The organism is Pseudoselenomonas ruminantium (assembly GCF_900104055.1).
Taxonomy (GTDB): Bacteria; Bacillota; Negativicutes; order Selenomonadales; family Selenomonadaceae; genus Selenomonas_A; species Selenomonas_A ruminantium_C.
Window position 1 is genome coordinate 19,267 of sequence record NZ_FNJQ01000015.1, and the last position, 22,083, is coordinate 41,349.

The following is a 22,083-nucleotide window of genomic DNA, read 5'->3' on the forward strand; positions in this document are numbered from 1 at the left end:
TCATGCAGGAAAAAGATTTTTTGGAGAAGATGGCTGAGATTATGGATACGGAAGCAGAGCTTTCTATGGATACGGTACTAAAGGATGTTGAGGAATGGGATTCTCTTAGCTATGTAGCTTTTTTGGCTTTTGGTGCAACCATTGCGAAAGAGAAAATTTGGCCCGCAGATGTGAAGGCTGCTGAAACTTTGCGTGATTTGTATAATCTGCTGATGGGGGATAAGTAATGCTTGGCAAATTATCCGGGGTAGTAATCGAAGCTGTGGGAGCTGTAGTCAGCAAAAATCGTGTGTCCGTGGAAGCTAGATGCAAGAATCTGTTGTCTGCCAAGAAAGCATCGAGGTTGGCAAAGGGCACTGGTATACATAAGCTCAGTATTGCAGTGCCTGAAGTTTGTACTTCAGATTTATGCTATCAGGCAGCGGAAAAGATTTTTGCAAGTGGCTGGGATAGAAATGATATAGGTGCACTTATCTTTATTACGCAAACAGCGGATTATCTTACCCCAGCTACTAGCTACTATTTACAGGAACGTTTGCATTTGCCAAAGGATATTATTGCCTATGATGTAAACCTTGGTTGTTCTGGATTTGTTTATGGAATTTTTCAGGCAGCGAGCATGCTGACTTTTTTGGGAGGTCGTAAAGTTCTGTTGATGGTCGGAGATACTTCCAGCAGGAACGCTTTCCCTCAGGACACAGGGCTTCTTTCTATAGCAGGAGATGCTGGAGCTGCAGCAATCATTGGTTCTAATGAGACTTCTGAGATTGTTTTCCATATTGAAAGTTTTGGTGAGCGAGCTGATATGCTCTTGGTGAAGCGTGGCGGCTATCGTGCCTTGCGTTTGACTGAAGGTGAAAGACTGACTGACAATATAGAGAATTATTGCAACATGGATGGCCTTGGGGTAATGGCTTTTTCTCTTGAAGATGTGCCTAAAAATATAGAGCAACTTTTTGAGTATGCTTCTATTGGTATTGAGGAAATCGAGCTGGCTTTGGTCCACCAGGCAAATAGTATGATAGTCTCGTCTTTGGCAGATAAGCTGGGGATACAACGAGAGAAAATGCCTTTCCGTTCGGAGAATATAGGCAATACCAGTTCGGCGTCCATTCCTGTTCTTATGTCAGAAATGCAAAGGAGAGGCGAGTTTAAGCCTTTCAGGAAGGTGTTGCTTTCAGGTTTTGGCGTGGGAATGTCTGTAGCTTCTGCTATTGTAGATTTGAGCCATACAAAAGTTTTGGAGACTGGTGAGCTATGAAGGAAGTAGTATTCGATTTCAGTGGCAAAAATTTTGTGGTGGTGGGCGCTTCTTCTGGCATGGGGCGTCAGGTGGCTACAGAGCTGATTGAGTCAGGGGCAAATGTGCTTATAGTTGCCAGAAACATGAAAAGGCTGGAGGAAGTTAAAGCACTGGCCAGTGAGAGAGTTCATATAGCTTGCCTTGATGTAGTTTCATCTTCACATGAAGAATGGGATAAAGCGTTTGCAGATTTTGCTGCGAAGGTTGGCAAACTTAATGGTGGTGTTTATACTGCTGGAATTACTGGCTGCACACCACTTAAGGCATATGATGAAAATCTTGCTAAAAGTATGATGGATATTTCTGTTGCTGGTGGTGTGAAATTCATGCAACATGCTACCAGGAAAAAATATGCTGATGCAGGTGCATCGTATGTTATCTTTTCTTCTGTTGCAGCCTATGAGGGCCCGAAGGGAATACTTTTTTATGCGGCAGCCAAAGGAGCGGTTCACTCGGCTGTGCGGGTGATGTCCAAGGAGATTTCACATCGAGGCCAACGTGTAAATAGTGTCAGCCCCGGATGGATTCAGACGGAGATGACTACCACATATTTAGATAGTGTTGGTGTGGATAAAGAGGAAATTCACACCGGCCCTTTAGGAGTGGGGACTCCACAGGATGTTTCAGGCATGGTGCTGTTTTTGCTTAGTAATCGTGCTAAATGGATTACAGGACAGGATTTCGTGATTGATGGCGGGTATTTGAATGCCCGTTAAGTTTTGAGTTATGGAGTGATTAGCATGAGCATAGATAGCAAAATAGCGCAGGTAGTAGGGGTGGCTGCATCCGTTCCTGACAAGCAATTTGACCTTATGGATTTGGATATCGATGACTATACTCTAAAGCGAACCATGAAGCTGACAGGGATACACAAGATCCGACAGGCTCCCCCAGAAATGTCAGCTGCCGATTATTGCATTGACGCAGCCAAGAAACTTTTCAGAGATCTATCCATAGATCCCAAGACCATTGACGGCATAGTGATGCTTACGCCACATCCTAATTACATATATCCTGGGGATAGTGGCTTGATCCAGAGTGCACTGGGGATTCCGACAAAATGTATTGTCATGGACATCAACCATTCATGCACAGGGGTAATCTATGGGATTTTCACAGCCTCATTGCTGGTGGAAAGCGGACAGTGCCAAAATGTATTGGTCTGTTGTGGTGATACGGCGGCCAAGCATATGAATCCAAGAGACAGGGCCTTAAAAATGGTGGCGGGAGATGGCGGTTCAGCTTTGTTGGTTACGGCTGGAGGCAAACTTCCCATGAAGTATTCCTTTGTCCATGATGGCAGTGGGCTGAAGTATCTTTACACCCCTGCAGGTGGGGAGAGGATGCCTATCCAGCCGGGTGTGACGGACATAGAATCAACTGATGCTGAGGGCAATGTCCGTACCTTGGAGGAGGAGTTCATGGACGGGCTGGAAGTCATGCGGTTCGTCATGAATGAGATGCCTCCACGAGTGGATGAGGTTTTGGCACAGCAGGGCTGGTCTAAAGATGAGGTTGGTGCATTCGTGTTCCATCAGGCCAACGAGTTTATGGTAAAGAGCCTGGTGCGGGCCATGAAACTTAGCAAGAAGAAGGCTATGGTTCAGGTGGACGGATACGGCAATATCGGCGGAGGCTCTGTGCTTTTGGCCATGTGCCTGGAGCGGGAGCATAGGAGTGAATGGCAAAAGACGGTGCTTTGCAGCTTTGGTACTGGCATGTCAGGGGCGGCTTTGGCAGCTGATTTTAGTGAAACGCATTTCTGTGAAGTCAGTGAATGCAGCACGGTACAAGTTGAAGTGTAGTTTGAGCAAAGCAGGGAGGTGAGCAGATTTGAAAAATATTCCTGCAATGAAAATAGCTGTCGTAGCGGCCAGCCGTAATGGTTTCTCCGAGGAACTGTCTGCGAATCGTCGCAAGAAAGTGGCAGAAATATACCGCTCTAAATACGATGAGGCAGATATATACGAATGCCCTATCTGCGTAGGCGACAATGAGGTTAGCGTGGGCAGGGTGTTGAAAAATATCCAGAAGGAAGAATGTAATGCCCTGTGCATTTATTTGGGGAATTATGGTCCTGAGATAGCTGAGACCATGCTGGCGGAGAAATTTTTTGGGCCTGTGATGTTTTGCGCTGCGGCAGAGGACGATAGCGAGGATTTGTTTGATGGTCGTGGGGATGCTTATTGCGGTATGCTGAATGCCAGCTATGCGTTGGGAATACGGAACAAGCGTGTTTATATTCCCGAGGAGCCGGTCGGCGATACGGCTGAGTGTGCGGAGATGATACATGATTTCCTGCCCATTGCCCGTGCTGTGGAGGGATTGAGAAATCTAAAGATCATTTCTTTTGGACCGCGTCCCAATAATTTCCTGGCCTGTAATGCACCCATCAAGCCTTTGTTTGACCTTGGTGTAGAGATTGAGGAAAACTCAGAGCTTGATTTGCTGGATGCTTTCCAGAAGCATGAAGGGGATAAGCGTATTCCCGGACTGGTAGAGGAGATGGCGACTGAACTCGGTGCGGGGAGTGCCTCGCCGGGGATACTGCCGAAGCTGGCCCAGTATGAGCTGACCTTGATGGACTGGATACGCACGCACAAAGGTCAGCGCAAGTATGTTGCCCTGACCAGCAAATGCTGGCCTGCCTTTGCACCACAGTTTGGCTTTGTGCCTTGCTATGTGAACAGTCGCTTGACGGCCAAGGGATACCCTGTGGCTTGTGAGGTGGATATCTATGGTGCCTTGTCTGAGTATATAGGTACCTGCGTGACAGCTGATGCGGTGACAATCCTCGACATAAACAATTCCGTGCCAAGGGGGATGTATGAGGAGAGCATCAGGGGACAGAGCTTTATTGATGGCACATACGGCTTGCGAGATCTTTTTATGGCGTTCCACTGCGGTAATACGTCAGCCTGCAAGATGAAGGACTGCAAGCTGTGCAGCCATCAAATGATGTCCAAGAACCTGCCGGAAGAAATTACCCAAGGCACACTTCAGGGTGATTTACAGTCTGGCAAGGCCACTTTGTACAGGCTGCAAAGTACGGCAGCTGGAAAACTCTGTGCTTATGTGGCTCAAGGTGAGATTCTCCCCGTGGCGACAAAATCCTATGGTAGTATTGGTATTTGCGCTGTCAAGGGTATGGGACGGTTTTATCGTCATGTGCTGGTGGAAAAGCATTTCCCACATCATGGTGCAGTGCTTTTTGGACATTATGGCCAGGCTGTGTATGAAGTTTTCAGATATCTTGGCATAGAAGCTGCAGATATAGACTATAACAGGCTTGAAGGGGATTTCTATGAGACAGAAAATCCATTTTACCGAGGCTTGTCAGTTTGAATTGGATTTGGAGGAAAAACGATTATGACTAACATGGAAAAATATATTGAAGCTTTTGTTGAAAACCTTGATGTAACTGCAGAAGATGCTCCAAAACTGGAATATCAGGCTATACCTACGTGGGACAGCGTGGGGCATATGGGACTTATTGCAGGGATTGAGGATGCCTTTGATATTGAGATGGAGACAGATGATATCGTAGAATTTGGTTCTTTTGCCAAGGGAATCGAGATTTTGAAGAAGTACGACGTGGTTATTGAGTGACAGGGGAGGTCAGGAAACATGGCAGCTAAGTTTGACCCAATATATAAGATTGGCGCTTATGAAATACAACAGTATCAGCAGAACAGGTATCCGTTGCTTTTCCTGGACGTGGTAGAGGAAGTCATCCCTGGTGAGTATGTAAGAGCCAAGAAAAACTTTACCTATGATGAGTGGTTCTTCCCAGCGCATTTTGCTGATGAGCCTAATGTGCCTGGTTTTATCCAGATGGAGATACTGGCTCAAACGTTTATTATGACTTTCTTGTCCATGCCAGAACACAAGGGCAAGAAGACGGCGTTTCTTAATGTGGATAACCTTCGCTTCCGCAGGAAACTGGAGCCAGGGGACACGCTCATCATTGAGGCCCGCCTGAAATCCTTCCGTCGTGGTGTGGCCCAGGGACATGTGGAGGCTACGGTGGACGGTGAATTTGCTCTTTCAGCCGACCTTAAGATTGGCTTGCCGGATATCATGCGGGAGTTTGTTCCGGGAGAGAAATGATTATGAACTATGCAGAGATAGAAAATCACGCCAGAAATATGCGCAAGCTCATGCTGGATATGGGCAAGCACGCCGGAGGACATGCAGCTCATCTGGGGGGAGCTATGTCCATTGCCGATGTGATGGCAGTACTTTACTTTGGCGTGACCAATATAAGGGAAAAGGGCATGGAATCCCCTGAGCGTGATAGGGTTATTCTCAGCAAGGGGCATGCTTCCTTGGGGCTTTACTCGGCCTTGATGGAAGCCGGAATCATGGACGAGGCTTTGAAAGATACCTTTGAGGATGATGACAGCAGCCTCCTGGGGCATCCTGTGCAAAATCGGGAAATAGGCATTGAGTTCACCAATGGCTCCCTGGGCATGGGTTTGTCCTTGGGGATTGGGGTGGCTATCGGTTGCAAGAAGAAGGGCCTACCCAATCATGTCTATGTGATTTTGGGAGATGGCGAATGCAATGAGGGTTCCGTTTGGGAGGCATTTATGTCTGCCCCAAATTTCAAGCTGGGCAATCTGACCGCTATCATCGACTGCAACAAGTTTCAGCTTAGTGGTGCCAACGATGAAGTGATGTCGCTGGGGAATCTGTCAGGGAAACTGAAAGCTTTTGGATGGGAGACTGTGCAGGTAGACGGCCACGATGTGGAAGCGCTATGCGCGGCTCTAGCTAAAAAGGAAGATAAACACGTGCCCTTGGCTGTCGTTATGGACACGGTGAAGGGCAAAGGCATGTCTTTTGCGGAGAACGACAATGGCTGGCATCATGCCGTAGTGACGCAGAAATTCTATGAGCAGGGCCTGAAAGACCTGGGATTTGGAGAATGACTATGATGGAATATACCAAGAAAAATGCCAAACGCTGGTCAATCATAGGCCAGAGGCCCACCTTTGGGACTGCCCTGTTTGAACTGGCGAAGGAAAACAAGAACATAATGGCGGTGGTGGCAGACGTGGTAAATTCTGCCGGCCTGGCCAATATGAACAAAGAATTGCCGGAGCAGGTAATCAACGTAGGCATCGCCGAGCAGAATATGATGGGCATAGCCGCTGGCTTGTCCAGCGAGGGATATACGGTATTCACGGCGACTTTTGCGCCATTTCAGGCAATGCGATGCTTGGAGCAGATAAGGGTCAATCAAGGATACATGGGGCACAAAGTAGTCATGGTTGGTCTGGCAGGCGGCGTTGCCTACGGGGAACTAGGCTTCACCCACTGCACCATTGAGGATGTGGCTCTGCTTCGTGCAATTCCCAATGTTGCGGTGGTCACCCCTGCCGATAGCATGGAAGTGGTCAAGATTGTGGAGGCTGCGGCAGAGTATCCTGGTTCGGTGTATATTCGGCTCATGGATAAGACTGGCATTCCTATGGTGTATGAGGAGGACTATGAGTTTGCCATTGGCAAGGCTGTGCCTGTGATTCCAGAAGGGGATATAGCCATCATTGCCAACGGACCGCAGGTTTATCATGCCATGAAGGCTGCCAAGAGATACAAGGAGGAGCATGGCAGGGATATTGCGGTGTATGACTTCCATACAGTGAAGCCTTTGGATGAGGAACTGCTGTCACGTTTGGTCGGGCAGGTCAAGGCAATCATTACCGTGGAAGAGCATAGTGTGATTGGTGGGCTTGGAAGTGCCGTGGCAGAGTTTTATGCGGACAAGCCTCAGCATCCGCCTGTGTATAGGATGGGATTTTGGGATGAGTATCCGCATGGGGCTTCGCATGAGACGTTGCTGAATAAGTATGGGCTGGATGAAGCGGGGATATTTAACGAAATTGTAAATATAGCGGAGAGCGTTCATTGAGGTGATTGCAACGATGTTTCTTGATTTGATAGAGAATGTACCAAATGAACAAAAAGGGATATTTGAACGTATAGTATCGCATAAACTTCCTATTATCCTTTATGGTATGGGGGACATAAGCAGGCGTGTAACTGAAAAGTTGAATGGCAAAGGGATAGAAGTTGCTGCCTATGCTGTAGACGCTCCATATCGTCTAAACGATAGCTTTATGGGCAAACCAGTTTATGATTTTGCGATTATAAAAAAATCACCGGAAAAATATGTTTTCGTATCAGCTATAGGCGATGCAAGCGATGGGATGCCACTGAAGAGATTCTTAGAGGATGATTCTATTATCCACTATACAATATCTAAGCCAGATGTGGACCATGAAGAAATTACTTACGAATATCTTTCAGATAATCGAGAGAAGTTTCAACGTACTTATGATTGGCTGAGCGATGAGGAATCCAAGCAGACTTTTGTGGCCTATTTGAATTTGAAGGTAAGTGGTAACGTTTTGTATAATTTTAATGCTCCGCGAGCAGGCAGACAGTATTTTAACAAAACCACACAGATGTTCGCGGGGGGGGGACATTCTTAGACTGTGGAGCGTATAGAGGTGATACAGTTAAAGAATATGTAGAATGGACAAATGGAAACTATAAAAAGATTTTTGCGGTTGAAGCTAGTGACGAATACTTAGGCGATTTGAAACAACTGGTGAAAGATGAAGTATACCATGATGTGGAAATTATTCCTTTTGGTGCGTGGGATAGCAAAAAAACACTTTATTTTGGAGGGAGCTACGAAGGAACAAAACAGGTGTGCGATACTGGAAGTTCTATAGAGGTTGATACTCTTGATAATATGGTAGGTGAATCAAGGATTGATTTCCTTAAGATGGATATCGAGGGGAGTGAATTGCCAGCCCTGCGAGGAGCATCAAAGATATTGAGTCGTGATATGCCAGCGTTGGCTATTTGTGTATATCATAGGGCTTCTGATTTGCTTGATATCCCTCAGTATATCAAGTCTTTTGAGCGGAAAGATAAGGTTTATCAATTCTTTTTAAAAAAGCATCATCTTTCAACGGAGTCGGAATTGGTCCTGTATTGTATTCCTGTTACGATGCAGAATTACTAGGAGTGGTAAAATGACTTTTTTTGATAAATGTGTTGATGTATATAATCGCTTATCGGATGATACTTCTAAAAGCATTTTTGATGCAAGGATGCAGTGCATGTTGGGGAAGATCGATAAATGGAAAATGTCAACTATGCTACAGGGAGAACAAAAATATAATTTGAATTGTTTTCTACAAAAAGATTTTGATAGATATTTCACAGAAGGAAAGTCTGTAGTTGTCTTCGGGGCTGGTGCTGTGGGTAAATACACGGCGAAGCTTCTATGCGGGGGGGGGATAACTGATATAACTTTTTGTGATAGTAGCAGTGAAAATAGTGGCAAAGTTGTAGATGGTATTAATGTTATATCATTTGATGAACTTTGTAATCTTGATAAAGAATATATTGTAGTGCTAGGAAGCTTTAATTATGCACGAGAAATGTACGAGCAGTGCTTATGGGCTGGAATAGATAGAGAGAAAATATACTATCCGTCAAGAGGCTTTCTCACAGGCTATACAGGAAGGCAATATTTTGATTTTTTTCAGCCAAATACGGGAGAGGTTTTTGTTGATGCAGGTGCATATAATGGCATGACGAGTGTAGACTTTGCAAAATGGACCAATAATTCATACGAAAAGATTTACATGATGGAAGCTAATCCTGATAACGAGGCATTATGTCATCAAGCTATGAAGGAATATTCTGTTAAGAATTACAATCTGATAACCAAAGGTGCTTGGAACCAAGATGGAGAGGTTTCGTTTAACCGTACAAATTGCGGTGCTGGAAGCCAGATTGATATTAGAAATGGGTCGGAAAAAATCAGTACGACTACCATTGATAAAATGCTTTTAGGAGAAAAAGCTACATTTATTAAAATGGATATTGAAGGTGCAGAATATCAGGCTTTAGAAGGGGCAAAAGAGACTATACAAAAATATAGTCCTAGATTGGCCATTTCTGTATATCATAAAGATAATGATTTTGTTGTTTTGCCAGACCTGATTTTGCAGTTGAATTCCAATTACCAATTTACTTTCCGTCATTATTCCTCATGGTGGGAAGAAACTGTTTTGTATGCCTGGTGTTAATACAATGTCTGATTAGTGAGGGGATAATTATGCGGATTTGCGAGCGCGCAATAAATTTTCTTCAAATAAGTGATTATGAGGGGACAGTCCGCCTGTGCGGCTGGCTTCGTATTCCCGGTGCTGGAAATATTGGTAGCCTGAGGGATAACAGTCTCTATGATGTATGGCATGGTAAAGCAATAAGAGACGTCCAAAATCGGTTGGCTAATGATGACTATAGCTTATGTAACATAGACCAGTGTCCATATCTTTCCATGGGAACAATTGAGGAGCATAAAATTGAAATAGATGAGATTCCGGAATATCCGGATCATCTGTGGCTGGCTTTTGAGAAAATTTGTAATTATTCCTGTCCATGTTGCCATACTCCAAACTGTAAGAGTGATTTGCTTAATAAAGATGTGGAAGCTGGCTATAAGAATATAGAGGAAAAAATCAAAGATATATTGCCTCATTTGAAGTTGATTTCTGGTAATGGACTTGGCGAACTTTTTGCAAGTCCCCATACACTAAAGATTCTTTCTGAATGGAAGCCGTTGGCACCTAAAGAAGATATTACTGTTGTATTGGAAACTAATGGTTCTCTATTTGATGAGAAACATTGGAAAAAGATAGAGAATCTTGGTCAGTATAGGCTTAATGTCGCTATAACGGTAATGAGTCTTGATGAAAAAACATATCAGTTCTGTCATGGTACTAAATTGCCAATCACGCAGATAGAAAACAACTTGAGGTTTGTAAAAAGCTTGCGTGAGAAGGGAATTATTAATAGTATAGAACTTGCTACCGTTGTCCAGGAGAGGAATTTCCGCACTTTGCCAGAACTCACCAGAAGGTTTATAGAGGAATTTGGTGCAGACACGGTAAGGTTGAGACCTTTTGATGATACCGGTTCACAGCCACCTGAAGTCGAGTGGTTTTGGGATGTGCGCTGCAAGCATCATCCGTATCATCAGGAATATCTAGAGGTAATGAAAGATCCAATTTTCAAGCATCCCAAAGTTCGTGACTGGTCCGGTGGCAGAGATAGCGAGAACGGAGACATTCGCACTTACCTTGCACAGCATGGAGCTCCTGTAGGCAGCAGGGAGCAGGTGAACTATGATTTGGTTAAGATTTTTGCTGGTGAGGATGGTATTGAAGAGAAATTGGAGGCGTATTTCATAGATAAGGGCATAAGTGAAATTTCGGTTTACGGCTTAGGATATCCTGGAAAGGCGTTCCTTAAGACTTTGAGGGGAAGTAGGTTAAAAATAGACAAACTGATTGACAAGGCATTGTGTGGTGAATCAATAAATGGATTGTCTGTGTCAGGCTTAAAAGATATGCCAGTTGATTATACTAAACCTATCGTGATAACGGCACCATTCTTTTTTGATGAGATAAAGCAAGAGATAGAAGAAAAAATTGAAGCACCTTGTGTTTTAAATGTAAAAGATATCGTTGAAGAGATTTTAAGAGAAATTTATTGTTAGGATGATGGGCAATGCAACTATTATCCTGTATGATGGAGAAGAGTTGCATAAAATATATGTTGAATAATGCAGGGAGGCGTTTTTATTGCATATTTGCGAGCGTGCATTAAATTATCTGCAGATTACTGATTATCAGGGGACTGTTAGGATGTGTTCTTGGATTAGAAAGGAGGTGGGGGATGGCATAATAGGAAAACTACAAGAGAAAAGTCTGTATGAGATTTGGCATGGTGAGAAAGCAGAAAAGCTTAGGGAAAAACTCTCACAAGGTGACTATTCTTGGTGCAATATTGATCAATGTCCGTATTTGTCAAGAAATGAGATAGAAGAACATTGTATCGATATAGAAGAAATTCCCGAATATCCAGAGCATATTTGGTTAGCTTTTGACAGAAATTGCAACTATGCTTGTACTTGCTGCACAGCGTCTTTTGGTAGTTGTAATGTTCATCGGCAGGGAGAATTTGAAGGATACCAACTCATTACGGAAAAACTCAAAGAAGTTATGCCTCATTTAAAGTTTATAGCAGCTAATGGTTTAGGTGAGTTATTTGTTAGCCCTCATATTCTAAAACTGCTTTCCAATTGGAAACCTTTGGCACCTAAGGAAGATATTACTGTGTTACTGGAAACAAATGGTTCTTTATTTGATGAGAATCATTGGAAGCAAATAGAAAATCTAGGGCAGTATAATTTGCGTGTGTCAATTACGGTTATGAGTTTTGATGAAGCGACATATCAGTTTTGCTCTGGAACAAAACTGCCAATTAGTCAAATAGAGAACAATCTGCGATTTGTCAAAGGACTGCGTGAGCAGGGAGTAATTAACTATTTGGAATTGGCAACAGTGGTGCAGGAGCGGAATTTCCGTACTATGCCAGAATTTACTAGAAGATGTATAGAAGAGTTTGGTGCGGACGTAGTGCGTCTGAGACCTTTTGATGATTGTGGGGCGCAACCACCGGAAGTAGAGTGGTTTATGGATGTGAGAGGAGCATATCATCCTTATCATCAGGAATACTTGGAAGTTATGAAAAATCCAATTTTCAAGCATCCTAAGGTGGCTGACTGGTCTGGGGGAAGGAACAGTGAGAATGGCGATTTGATTACCTATTTGGCAGAACGTGGCTGCGGATTAGGTGCCAGGGAAATATCTGAGATGTTTTCAAAAGATCATGATATAGCTAGTAAATTAAAGAAATTTTTCGAGCAACAGAATATAAGACGTCTTGCCATACATGGAGTCGGTATGGTGGGAGTAATGTTCTTGGATGCATTGGCAGGTACTGGCATAGAAGTTGATCGTTTGATTGATAAAAATCGCGCATCAGCAGTAGAACAGGGAATTACTATAACAAAAGTCGAGGAGTTGCCTACAGATTACCAATATACGATTGTTATATGCTCACTTACAAATTACGGCGAAATAGAAAGAGAAATTAGTGGCCAGGTGACGGCGCCACGTATCCTCAGTATCAAGGAAGTTTTATCTGAGCTTAGGAAATCGAAACCTTATTAAAAATAATTGGAGAATGGATGTGGTATTGTGTCTGATACAAATATTACTGTAAGCGTCATTCTTACTACATATAACCAAGAAAAATACATAGGTAAAGCTGTAGAGAGTATTCTGGCACAGAAAGTCGATTTTCCAATTGAGATATTGATTGGAGAAGACTGTTCCACGGACGGTACGGCAGAAGTCTTGCGTGGCTATGAAAAGAAATACCCAGGAAAGTTCCGAATTTTCTATCGAGAGAAGAATTTAGGGGCCAATCGAAATACATATGAGCTTGATTTATGTGCTAAGGGTAAGTATATAGCTGGCCTAGAAGGTGATGATTATTGGTCAGATCCTTATAAGTTACAAAAACAGGTAGACTTTCTGGAATCGCATCCAGAATACTACACATGCGCTCATGCATTTATATATGTGGATGAAAATGGCGATTTTATAGATGAGTCGGATATTTCTGCTTTTGATAAGAGATTTTGGTATGGTTTTAATGGCGAATTCACTGTGCAGGATTTTATGCAAAATAAGCTTCCTGCTCAAGGGGGGACATGGGTGTATCATAATTTCTTTTTGGAGGATAAGGACACATCCATCATATATAAAGCAGATCCATTCGTAGGAGACTGGACATACTTGCTGTTATTGCTCTCCCATGGAAGATTTTTTGTAATGACAGACAAAATGTCATGCTATCGTCGTAATATGCATGGTAAGGGGGATAGTTGGAATTCATCTCAAGGAAGCAATCAGTTTCATTTTTATGATTCATTTATATATCAAGTAAATTTAGAAAGATATGCCAGAGAGGTTTTGAATATCCCTTTAGATTTGAGGGTTAGCAAGACTCCGCTGTTTTATTACATGGTAAATTACTTATTTCAAATGCCGTCCCTGGGACGCTGGAACTGTGTGATGAAAATGTTGAAAAGAACACCGGAAAAATTTTATTATTTTAAGCTTCTAATTAAATCGATGTATCTCTCTACTATTTATCCTAGTATTAGGAATACAGACCCTCCTCGTCCTGATGAATCAATTTATAACAAATTGAATAAAACATGGGATGATTTCTATAAAGCTGCTGATGGCAAAGAAATTGTTATATATGGTGCTGGTGGTGGAGCGCGAGATATACTTAATCAATACTATGATAGGTTTAAAGCTAAATACATAGTGGATAGAAATGAGAGGAAAAAGGGTAAATATATATTTGGTCGTCGTATCTGTAGCCTTGATTCACTTGCGGATGAAGATCCAAATAAAATCGTAATACTTATCTCTACAGGGATGTACTATAGGGAAATAGTACCTACATTGGAAAAGATGGGGTTCAACGATTATTATGTTTATCAGTTAATGGAAATAAAGAAGTGGCGTTACAAGTTTCTTTTTTGGTTTGATAGCAAGGATAGAATTATCCTTTAAGCCAACAGACATTTGTATAGTGTAAAAGTGGGAGATGAAAAACATGATATGGGACTTCTGTAAATACAAAAATAACATTGCACTCATCTCCGAAGATGGAATGGTTGATTATGGTCAACTGAATGTGATGTCTGAGCAGATATGTAAAAATATTCCTCGACGTTCCCTGGTGTTTTTGCTGTGTACAAATACTGTGGAATCCGTGGTGGGATACGTATGTTTTTTGAACCATGAAATAGTACCTGTGATGGTTGACAGCAGTTTGAATACAGAATTGCTGTTGAATTTGGCAAAGCGATACCGGCCCGAGTATTTCTGGGCACCTGCTAGCATGAGTAAATTGTTTTCGAATTGCGAGGAAATTTATGCTTTAGAGTCGTATGTGTTGCTTAGATGCCATGAGAGGAAAGCTTTTTCTTTGTATGACGAACTAGCCTTGCTCATGACCACCTCTGGTTCGACAGGCAGCCCGAAACTGGTTAGGCTCAGTTATAAAAACATTTTAGCCAATACCAGGTCTATCATTGATTACTTGGAAATTGATGAGAAAGAGCGTTCTGTCACAAATCTCCCCATGCACTATGTTTATGGCTTGTCCATTATAAATACCCACCTCTATGCCGGTGCTTCCATCGTTTTGACAGAAAAATCCATGTTCCAGAAAGAATTCTGGCAAATGATGCGAGAAAAGAACGTTACCAATTTTGGTGGTGTGCCCTATACCTTTGAAATGCTTAATCGTTTGCGGTTTTTCAAGATGGAACTGCCTGCCTTGAAAACCATTACCCAGGCAGGCGGCAAACTGCCTCCTGAACTTCACGAAAAATTTGCGGATTATGCATTGAAGAACGGGAAAAGATTCATTGTGATGTATGGTGCTGCGGAGGCAACGGCCCGCATGGGATATTTGCCGCCTGAGGAGTCGTTGCGAAAATGTGGCGCTATGGGAATACCTATCCCAGGAGGAAAGTTCATCCTGATTGATGATAACGGCAAAGAAATAAATACGCTGGATACCATCGGGGAATTGGTTTACTATGGCGATAATGTAATGCTAGGGTACGCCGAGCACGGTGAAGATTTAGCCAAGGGTGACGAGGCGCAGGGGCGGCTCAAGACTGGGGACTTAGCGAAGTTTGATGAAGAAGGTTATTATTTTGTAGTAGGCCGCAAGAAAAGATTCTTAAAAATATACGGCAAAAGGGTCAATCTTCAGGAAGTAGAATTCATACTACAAAAACATTTTGATACTTTGGGGATTGCTGTTTCCGGTGTGGATGACTTGATGCATATCTTCATAGAAGATATTAATCTTACTGAAGATATAAAGGAATATGTTTCCACTAAGTTTAACATTCATCATTTGGCTATACGTGTACATGATGTTGATTCTATTCCTAAAAACTCATCAGGCAAGATTCTATATTCCAAACTTGAAGCAATGATATGATTTTAAGCAACGAATGTGAGTGATAAAGATGGAATATGTTGATTTCCTAAAAGAATATGAGCCTTTTTCACTGTCGCAGCAAGACAAAAGGAGGGTGTTTTCGGAAGCTTTGAATAAACTGACATTGTATCATCAGAATAATTGCAAATCATATCGTAATATCCTGAAAGCACTGGACTATGAAGGAGAAACTGATGACTATGTCAATCTGCCCTTCCTGCCGGTGAGAGTGTTCAAGGAAATGGACTTGCGAAGCTGTACTGAAGATGAAGTTTTCAAAACCATGACTTCATCAGGCACATCGGGGCAGGCTGTATCTAAAATCTATTTGGACAAAGAAACTGCAGCCAACCAGCAGAAAACCTTGGCAAGGATTGTTTCGGAGTACACAGGTGGTCACAGGTTGCCCATGCTTATTATCGACTGTCCATCTGTTCTGAAGAAGAGAGAAATGTTTTCAGCCCGTGGGGCCGGCATCCTTGGCTTTTCCATATTTGGCAAGAAGAAAATCTATGCGCTGAACGATGATATGGAGCTTGAAGTTGATAAGGTTGCGGAATTCCTGGCTGAGCATCAAGGTGAGAAGATACTTCTTTTTGGCTTTACTTTCATGATCTGGCAGCATTTCTATAAGACGCTGAAAGAGCAAGGCGTAAAGCTTGACCTTGGCAATGGTGTGCTTATACATGGTGGCGGCTGGAAGAAATTGCAGCAGGAAGCGGTCTCCCCTCTGGAATTTCGCAAAGCACTACAGGAAGTGTGCGGCATAACGGAAGTTCACAATTACTATGGCATGGTGGAGCAGACAGGCTGCATCTGTATGGAGTGCGAGGAGGGGCATCTGCATGTCAGCTCCTATTCAGATATAATTATACGTCGTGGCAGGGACTTTTCAGTGGCGGATATTGGCGAGAAAGGCATCATACAAGTAATATCCTTGCTTCCTAAATCATATCCGGGACATTCTCTTTTGACAGAAGATGAAGGTGTAATTTTGGGTGTGGATGACTGCCCTTGTGGACGCAAGGGCAAATATTTCGAGATACTGGGCCGGTTGAAGAATGCGGAAATAAGAGGATGCAGTGATACGTATGCAGATAAATTCTAATATCAAATATATGGTGGGCTCAGAGGACGTTGTTAGAGCCATGCCTGACTGCAGGCCTTTGCCTATTTTTTCAGAACTGGCGATGAATGGCCTGTCCGTGTTGTCGAAGATTTTGCTAAAAAAGGCAGAAACAAGAAAATATCCCGATGTCATGACGTTTGCTTTTTGGTGCCGCAAGGCTTCCATATCTGAGCAAAAACGGGATTATGAAGATGGCAGGTTTCGTATTGGGCGTGGCATGGCATTCCATATAGCTCCGTCCAATGTGCCTTTGAATTTTGCCTATTCCTTTGTGGCGGCGCTCCTGGCTGGCAATGCCAGCGTTGTAAGGTTGCCGTCAAGAGACTTCCGGCAGACGGATATTGTTTGTGAGGCTATACAGTCTATGCTTGAGCTGGTGCCGGAACTTCGCCCTTATATTGCTTTTGTACGCTACGGCCATGAAAAAGACATTAATGACTTTTTCTCTGCAGCCTGCGATATACGGGTAATATGGGGCGGAGATAAGACCATCAGTCTCCTGAGGCAGTCGCCACTTCCTCCCAGGGGGACAGAGATTACCCTTGCGGACCGTTATTCCATAGCGGTCATTGAGGCGGAGGCCTATCTTGAAGCTGAAGATAAAGACAGGATAGCGCGCGGCTTTTATAATGACACCTACCATACAGATCAAAATGCCTGCACTTCGCCCTGCATTGTGATATGGCTTGGGAACAACAGGGATAGGGCAAGGGAAGTTTTTTGGAAATATGTGCACGACATTGCTGTCAATGAATATGCCTTGCAGCCCGTGCAGGCTGTTGACAAGCTGCTAAAATCCTGCCTTTTGGCAAGCAACAGGGAGGTGAAGATAGCAAAAGCAGAGGATAATATCGTCACTAGGGCGTTGCTGAGTGAATTGGATGGAGATTTGGCAAATTTTAAGGGGAATAGTGGTTTCTTTATGGAGTATATGGCAAATTCCCTTGATGACATAGCACCCATATGTAAGGAACGCTGTCAGACGGTTTCCTATTATGGCATACCAAAGGAAGATTGGGGCAGTTTTCTTGCCAAGAATGCTCCAAGAGGTGTGGATAGGGTTGTTCCTATTGGCAGCACCTTGGACTTTAGGCTTGTTTGGGATGGCATTGATTTTATTCGCAGGATGTCAAGGGAAATAGATATCAGATAATACTGTTGCCTGTAACTGAGGAGGCAGATATCATGGAAAAGCAAAGAAGAATAAATGTAACACAATCCTCTATGCCTTCTTTTGAAGAATACGTTGAGGAAATACGAAGCCTTTGGGAAACGCGTTGGCTGACCAATATGGGAGCAAAGCATAAAGAGCTGGAAGAAAAGCTTTGCAAGTATTTGCAGGTACCGCATATCTCGTTGATGGTCAATGGTCATATGGCTTTAGAAATGGCGTTACAGGCTTTTAATTTGTCCGGTGAAGTTATCACCACTCCATTTACCTTTGCCTCAACGACTCATGCAATTGTAAGGAATGGCTTGGTGCCGGTTTTCTGCGACATCAGGGATGATGATTACACTATTGATGTCAGTAAAATTGAATCGTTGATTTCTGAGCGCACTTCCGCCATTGTCCCTGTGCATGTTTACGGAAATATGTGCGATGTTGAAGCCATTGACAGAATTGCTGAGAAGTATAACATCAAGGTGGTTTATGATGCAGCCCACACCTTTGGCGTTACCTATAAAGGCAAAGGTGCTGCCTCTTTTGGTGATGCATCCATGCTTAGTTTCCATGCTACCAAGGTATTCCATACCATTGAAGGTGGTGCGGTTTGCTTTAAGGATGAGGATTTGGAGAAGCCACTGTATTATCTTAAGAACTTTGGTATTCAAGGACCGGAAGTGATCAAGGATGTTGGCGCTAATGCCAAGATGAGTGAGTTCCAGGCAGCTATGGGGCTTTGTAACTTGCGGCATATTGCAGAGGAAATTGAAAAGAGAAGACATGTGGCAGAAGCTTATCAGGAGAATCTGGATGGTTTAAAGGGGATAGTGGTCTGGAAGGAACAGGCAGAGGTTGAGGCAAATTACGCATATTTCCCCATTCGTGTTGTTCCGGAGAACTTCGGCTGCACCAGAGATGATGTGTTTGACAGATTAGCAGAGATAGGCGTGAATACTAGGAAGTATTTCTATCCGTTGACCAATGCATTTGACTGCTATATGGATATAGGCTCGCCAGCGGACACGCCTGTGGCATACAGAGTTTCCAAGGAAATATTGTGCCTGCCTATATATGCTGACCTGGATTTGGAAGCTGTGCGTAGGATTTGCAATTGTATACGTGAATGCCAGAGAATTGGATAGGGATTTGCTATTGATTTTCTGGTTAATTTGGTGAAGTTTAGCAGATTTGTAGTCATGGTGTTTATCTCTGGGTAAATACTGCTGGCTAATGTTGAGGAGAGTGGTTGTTTTGTCAACATCAACTGAAGTAAGCATTATTTGCCTGACATATAATCATGGTGAGTTGCTAAGGCAGTCTTTGGACAGCATGATTAATCAGATAACAGATTTTGATTATGAGATTATAGTACATGATGATTGTTCGATGGATGGCACTACGGATATATTACGTGAATATGCGAAAAGATACCCGAATTTAATTGTTCCTATCTATGAAGATGAAAACCAATATGCTAGTGGAAGAAGAATAGTGAGGGAAATGACAAATGATACTGCCAAAGGGAAATATATAGCATTTTGTGAGGGTGACGATTACTGGCTTGATAATCTTAAATTGCAAAAGCAATATGATGCCATGGAAAGTCATCCTCAAGTTGATTTATGTGCGGGCAGAGGTGTAGTGGTCGATGCTATTACTGGGAATCGCATAGGTTTGATGCGCCCGAAGGAGCATGAATGTATTATCCCTGTACAGGATGTCATCGCTGGTGGTGGACAGTATTTTGCATCAGCCTCATTATTTTTTAGGCGCTCTGCTTTGTCCGTTATGTCATACGAGTTTGAAAAGGTAATGGAGTTAGATTATGTATGGCAAATAAAAGGATCTCTGCGGGGTGGTGCATACTATATTGACGATGAAATGGCTGCATATCGCTCCGGGGTAGAGGGGGCATGGAGCACGCGTATGGAAAAAGATGCTCATTTAAGGACGGAACATTTTAATCGAATGGTGTCTATGCTTGAGACCCTTGATAAAGAAACGGATTACAAGTACCATGAGGCGGTTGCAAAAAGAGTCGAAATGGGGCAAAAAGCCGAAATGACTTTTTTTGACCAGCTGGAAATGAATAAAAATGAAATTGAGGCAGTATTGGGGCGATTTGAAACTATATATTTGTGGGGAAATGGCAAGAGAGGCATGGCCTTTCAAAGATTTTGCAAGAAACATGATATTCAGTTACGAGGCATTTGTGATGCTCTTAATGAGTCAATAGGCAATGCTACACCTTTTGGTTTTACTATTGTTGATACAGATGAGGTAAAACACAGTGACGGGCTTATCGTGGCCTCCAATCAGATTGTTTTTGATGCTATAAATAATATGGACATATCAGCACATGTTGTAAATTTGCAGCAATATATTAAATATGAATAAGGTGGTAATGATATGTCAGAATATATCATGGGAGAGAAGTTTTCATATAGCAGTGAACTTATAATTTATGGCCAGCACGATTATGTGGTTAGAGTTAGAACGTATTTGGAGAAGCTTCGCCCGGACTTGCGATTGATAGTAGTGGAAGTATGCTCTGCTATAGATGAAATAGATGCATCAAAGTTTAATTTGGCGGCTTTGGATGTAAAGTTAAATAAAAATAGCAGTGAAACCTGTGTGTTAGTTTGCTTTTCGGCCAAGTGGAAGGATAAAGCCCAGGTACACTTGCATAAACTTGGATTTAAGAACCTATGTATTTACGATGCCAAACTTGATAATCAGCTTAAGGTAGATTTTTTCAAATTTATTTACAATGAGCAAGGAAAGTCACTGTTTATGTTGGCAGATATGCCAGTGAAGCATGAAATAAAGCCATGTAGCATGAAGGTATACATGGCAAGATGTGAGGTGGACAAACCTCTTAGTAAAGAACCTGTACTGTCAGATTATGTGTTGCCTATACAAGTAGGTGCAGCACTGACAGAAAAGCGAATAGCTAATCTTACTGATGACACAGGTGATAATATATCAGACAGAAACCGTAGATATTCTGAAATGACAGCATTTTATTGGATGTGGAAAAATGACAAGACAGCAGATTATTTGGGAATCTGCCATTATAGGCGTTTATGGGTAGATTTGGACAAGATTGCAGAGATGTTGCAAAGAACAGATATAGATGCTGTTTTGCCATTGCCTACGCTTTGCGAGCATTCTGTGCATGAGGATTATCTGCTCAAGCATATACCGACTGTTTGGCAGCCAATGATGGAGGTTATGAAAAAGCATTCTTTAGAATATTATGAGGCCGCTAAGAAAATTTTCGAGGGAAGAATTTTTTATGCCAGTAATATGTGCATTCTTCGTCGTGAAGTCTTAAATGATTTGTGCGAATGGATGTTTCCTATAGTCATGGATGTAGAGAATATTGTAGGGGATATAGAGGATACCTACTATAATCGATATGCTGGATTTTGCACAGAAAGACTTATTACCTTATATTTCTTATATAATAAGAAAAACTGGAAAATTGCCCATGCAGAAAAAGTTTTCATTGGATAAAACAGCCGTCAAGAGGTGTGGGTAAAATGGGAAAGCAATGTTACGAATATCGTGTAATTTTAGTATATATTGGTGATGATTTTCCTCCGGAAACATTGAAAAAGATTAATGGCATGGAAGATGAAGGATTAATCAAGATTTGCGCAGTGATTAAGCCAGAAGGAAATGGATTGGTACTTTCGGTAATAGATGGTGATAAGGAACTAATAATAGATTATGTGTTTTTGTTGACAAATAAGTATCAAGTGGGCAAGAATATAATTAAGCAATGGAATCCGTCAATTCCAGATGAACGAATAATCGATGCCAGAATCTTTGGGGTGGAGGGATTGGTTCTTGAGCGTTTTTTGCAAGAAAAAGTTGCTATAGTACCGTTGCCTAAAATGGATTTAAATAGTCATCAAAGCATTATTGGAGAGAACACGCATGCTATTTATCCAAAGGTTTACACCGATGGCTACAGAAAAATAGCAATAGGCAGAAAAAGCTATTTTTCAGGTAGGATAGAGTGGGGATGGCGTGATGGTCCTGCAGAGATTAAAGTGGGAGATTTTACTTCGGTGGCATGGAATTGTGTCTATGAACTTGGATTGAACGGACAGCATGATTACCATAGAGTCACAACTTGGGATTATGGCGTATTGGATTGGTGGGAGGACTTTGACGTCAAGACAGATGTTGGCTATTTGGAGATCGGGTCAGATGTATGGATTGGTCGCGGATGTAGATTTAAAGTGAATGGAAGACTTATAATAGGAGATGGGGCGGTTATAGCTTCTGATAGTGTGGTGGTATCGAATGTTCCCCCGTTTGCTATCGTAGGAGGGAATCCTGCGAAAATTATCAAATATCGCTTCAAAGAGGATATAGTGAAAAAAATGATGAAAATAAAATGGTGGGAATGGGATATTGATAAAATTCAATTAAATATTAAATATTTTTCTGACCCTGAAAAGTTTGTTGAGCGTTTTTTTAGGGAATGAA

At 42.5% G+C, this 22,083-nt stretch carries 21 protein-coding genes and 1 pseudogene; all 22 read left to right on the forward strand.

Annotated features, from left to right (window positions below):
* Positions 1 to 2 precede the first annotated feature (2 nt).
* The 22 genes and pseudogenes from BLQ59_RS07585 (at position 3) to BLQ59_RS07690 (ending at position 22,082) form a co-directional block, all read left to right on the forward strand.
* A complete protein-coding gene (locus BLQ59_RS07585) occupies positions 3 to 227 on the forward strand; it encodes a hypothetical protein (protein ID WP_074572271.1) in 225 nt (74 codons plus the stop codon).
* Positions 227 to 1,261, forward strand: a complete 1,035-nt coding sequence (locus BLQ59_RS07590) for a 3-oxoacyl-[acyl-carrier-protein] synthase III C-terminal domain-containing protein (protein ID WP_074572272.1) — start codon at positions 227 to 229, stop codon at positions 1,259 to 1,261. The genes BLQ59_RS07585 and BLQ59_RS07590 overlap by 1 nt, the downstream gene beginning before the upstream one ends.
* Positions 1,258 to 2,019, forward strand: coding sequence for an SDR family NAD(P)-dependent oxidoreductase (locus tag BLQ59_RS07595; RefSeq protein WP_074572273.1), 762 nt, complete (start codon positions 1,258 to 1,260; stop codon positions 2,017 to 2,019). The genes BLQ59_RS07590 and BLQ59_RS07595 overlap by 4 nt, the downstream gene beginning before the upstream one ends.
* Before the next feature lie 24 nt (positions 2,020 to 2,043).
* Positions 2,044 to 3,108, forward strand: a complete 1,065-nt coding sequence (locus BLQ59_RS07600; protein ID WP_074572274.1) for a ketoacyl-ACP synthase III — start codon at positions 2,044 to 2,046, stop codon at positions 3,106 to 3,108.
* A gap of 28 nt (positions 3,109 to 3,136) precedes the next feature.
* Positions 3,137 to 4,648, forward strand: a complete 1,512-nt coding sequence (locus BLQ59_RS07605; protein ID WP_074572275.1) for an L-fucose/L-arabinose isomerase family protein — start codon at positions 3,137 to 3,139, stop codon at positions 4,646 to 4,648.
* 24 nt (positions 4,649 to 4,672) lie between these two features.
* Positions 4,673 to 4,912 carry an acyl carrier protein gene (locus BLQ59_RS07610; RefSeq protein ID WP_176756758.1) on the forward strand — a complete coding sequence of 80 codons (240 nt, stop codon included), beginning with the start codon at positions 4,673 to 4,675 and terminating at the stop codon, positions 4,910 to 4,912.
* A gap of 18 nt (positions 4,913 to 4,930) precedes the next feature.
* On the forward strand, positions 4,931 to 5,413 hold the full coding sequence (locus BLQ59_RS07615) for a 3-hydroxyacyl-ACP dehydratase FabZ family protein (RefSeq protein WP_074572276.1): 483 nt from the start codon (positions 4,931 to 4,933) through the stop codon (positions 5,411 to 5,413).
* A 2-nt stretch (positions 5,414 to 5,415) separates the two neighbouring features.
* A complete protein-coding gene (locus BLQ59_RS07620; RefSeq protein WP_074572277.1) occupies positions 5,416 to 6,237 on the forward strand; it encodes a transketolase in 822 nt (273 codons plus the stop codon).
* A gap of 2 nt (positions 6,238 to 6,239) precedes the next feature.
* Positions 6,240 to 7,220, forward strand: a complete 981-nt coding sequence (locus BLQ59_RS07625; protein WP_074572278.1) for a transketolase family protein — start codon at positions 6,240 to 6,242, stop codon at positions 7,218 to 7,220.
* A gap of 13 nt (positions 7,221 to 7,233) precedes the next feature.
* Positions 7,234 to 7,803, forward strand: coding sequence for a hypothetical protein (locus tag BLQ59_RS07630; RefSeq protein ID WP_074572279.1), 570 nt, complete (start codon positions 7,234 to 7,236; stop codon positions 7,801 to 7,803).
* 11 nt (positions 7,804 to 7,814) lie between these two features.
* Positions 7,815 to 8,345: pseudogene (locus BLQ59_RS07635) on the forward strand (FkbM family methyltransferase); the annotation flags it as partial.
* A 10-nt stretch (positions 8,346 to 8,355) separates the two neighbouring features.
* Positions 8,356 to 9,420, forward strand: a complete 1,065-nt coding sequence (locus BLQ59_RS07640) for an FkbM family methyltransferase (RefSeq protein ID WP_074572281.1) — start codon at positions 8,356 to 8,358, stop codon at positions 9,418 to 9,420.
* A gap of 29 nt (positions 9,421 to 9,449) precedes the next feature.
* Positions 9,450 to 10,895, forward strand: a complete 1,446-nt coding sequence (locus tag BLQ59_RS07645) for a radical SAM protein (RefSeq protein WP_074572282.1) — start codon at positions 9,450 to 9,452, stop codon at positions 10,893 to 10,895.
* 85 nt (positions 10,896 to 10,980) lie between these two features.
* A complete protein-coding gene (locus BLQ59_RS07650) occupies positions 10,981 to 12,414 on the forward strand; it encodes a radical SAM/SPASM domain-containing protein (RefSeq protein ID WP_074572283.1) in 1,434 nt (477 codons plus the stop codon).
* 27 nt (positions 12,415 to 12,441) lie between these two features.
* Entirely contained in the window at positions 12,442 to 13,836 is a 1,395-nt protein-coding gene (locus tag BLQ59_RS07655; protein ID WP_074572284.1) for a glycosyltransferase, read from the forward strand.
* A 43-nt stretch (positions 13,837 to 13,879) separates the two neighbouring features.
* On the forward strand, positions 13,880 to 15,286 hold the full coding sequence (locus BLQ59_RS07660) for an AMP-binding protein (RefSeq protein ID WP_074572285.1): 1,407 nt from the start codon (positions 13,880 to 13,882) through the stop codon (positions 15,284 to 15,286).
* 28 nt (positions 15,287 to 15,314) lie between these two features.
* Positions 15,315 to 16,394 carry a LuxE/PaaK family acyltransferase gene (locus BLQ59_RS07665; RefSeq protein ID WP_074572286.1) on the forward strand — a complete coding sequence of 360 codons (1,080 nt, stop codon included), beginning with the start codon at positions 15,315 to 15,317 and terminating at the stop codon, positions 16,392 to 16,394.
* The gene (locus BLQ59_RS07670; RefSeq protein WP_074572287.1) at positions 16,378 to 17,568 is read left to right on the forward strand and encodes an acyl-CoA reductase; all 1,191 of its coding nucleotides are present in this window, start codon (positions 16,378 to 16,380) and stop codon (positions 17,566 to 17,568) included. Before BLQ59_RS07665 ends, BLQ59_RS07670 begins: the two co-directional genes overlap by 17 nt.
* 32 nt (positions 17,569 to 17,600) lie before the next feature.
* Complete coding sequence (locus BLQ59_RS07675; protein ID WP_074572288.1) at positions 17,601 to 18,722, forward strand: DegT/DnrJ/EryC1/StrS family aminotransferase; 1,122 nt, start codon at positions 17,601 to 17,603, stop codon at positions 18,720 to 18,722.
* Between the two features lie 109 nt (positions 18,723 to 18,831).
* Positions 18,832 to 19,977 carry a glycosyltransferase gene (locus BLQ59_RS07680; protein ID WP_074572289.1) on the forward strand — a complete coding sequence of 382 codons (1,146 nt, stop codon included), beginning with the start codon at positions 18,832 to 18,834 and terminating at the stop codon, positions 19,975 to 19,977.
* Positions 19,978 to 19,989: 12 nt separating this feature from the next.
* Complete coding sequence (locus BLQ59_RS07685; protein ID WP_074572290.1) at positions 19,990 to 21,099, forward strand: DUF4422 domain-containing protein; 1,110 nt, start codon at positions 19,990 to 19,992, stop codon at positions 21,097 to 21,099.
* A gap of 26 nt (positions 21,100 to 21,125) precedes the next feature.
* Positions 21,126 to 22,082, forward strand: coding sequence for a CatB-related O-acetyltransferase (locus tag BLQ59_RS07690; RefSeq protein ID WP_074572291.1), 957 nt, complete (start codon positions 21,126 to 21,128; stop codon positions 22,080 to 22,082).
* Position 22,083: the final 1 nt, after the last annotated feature.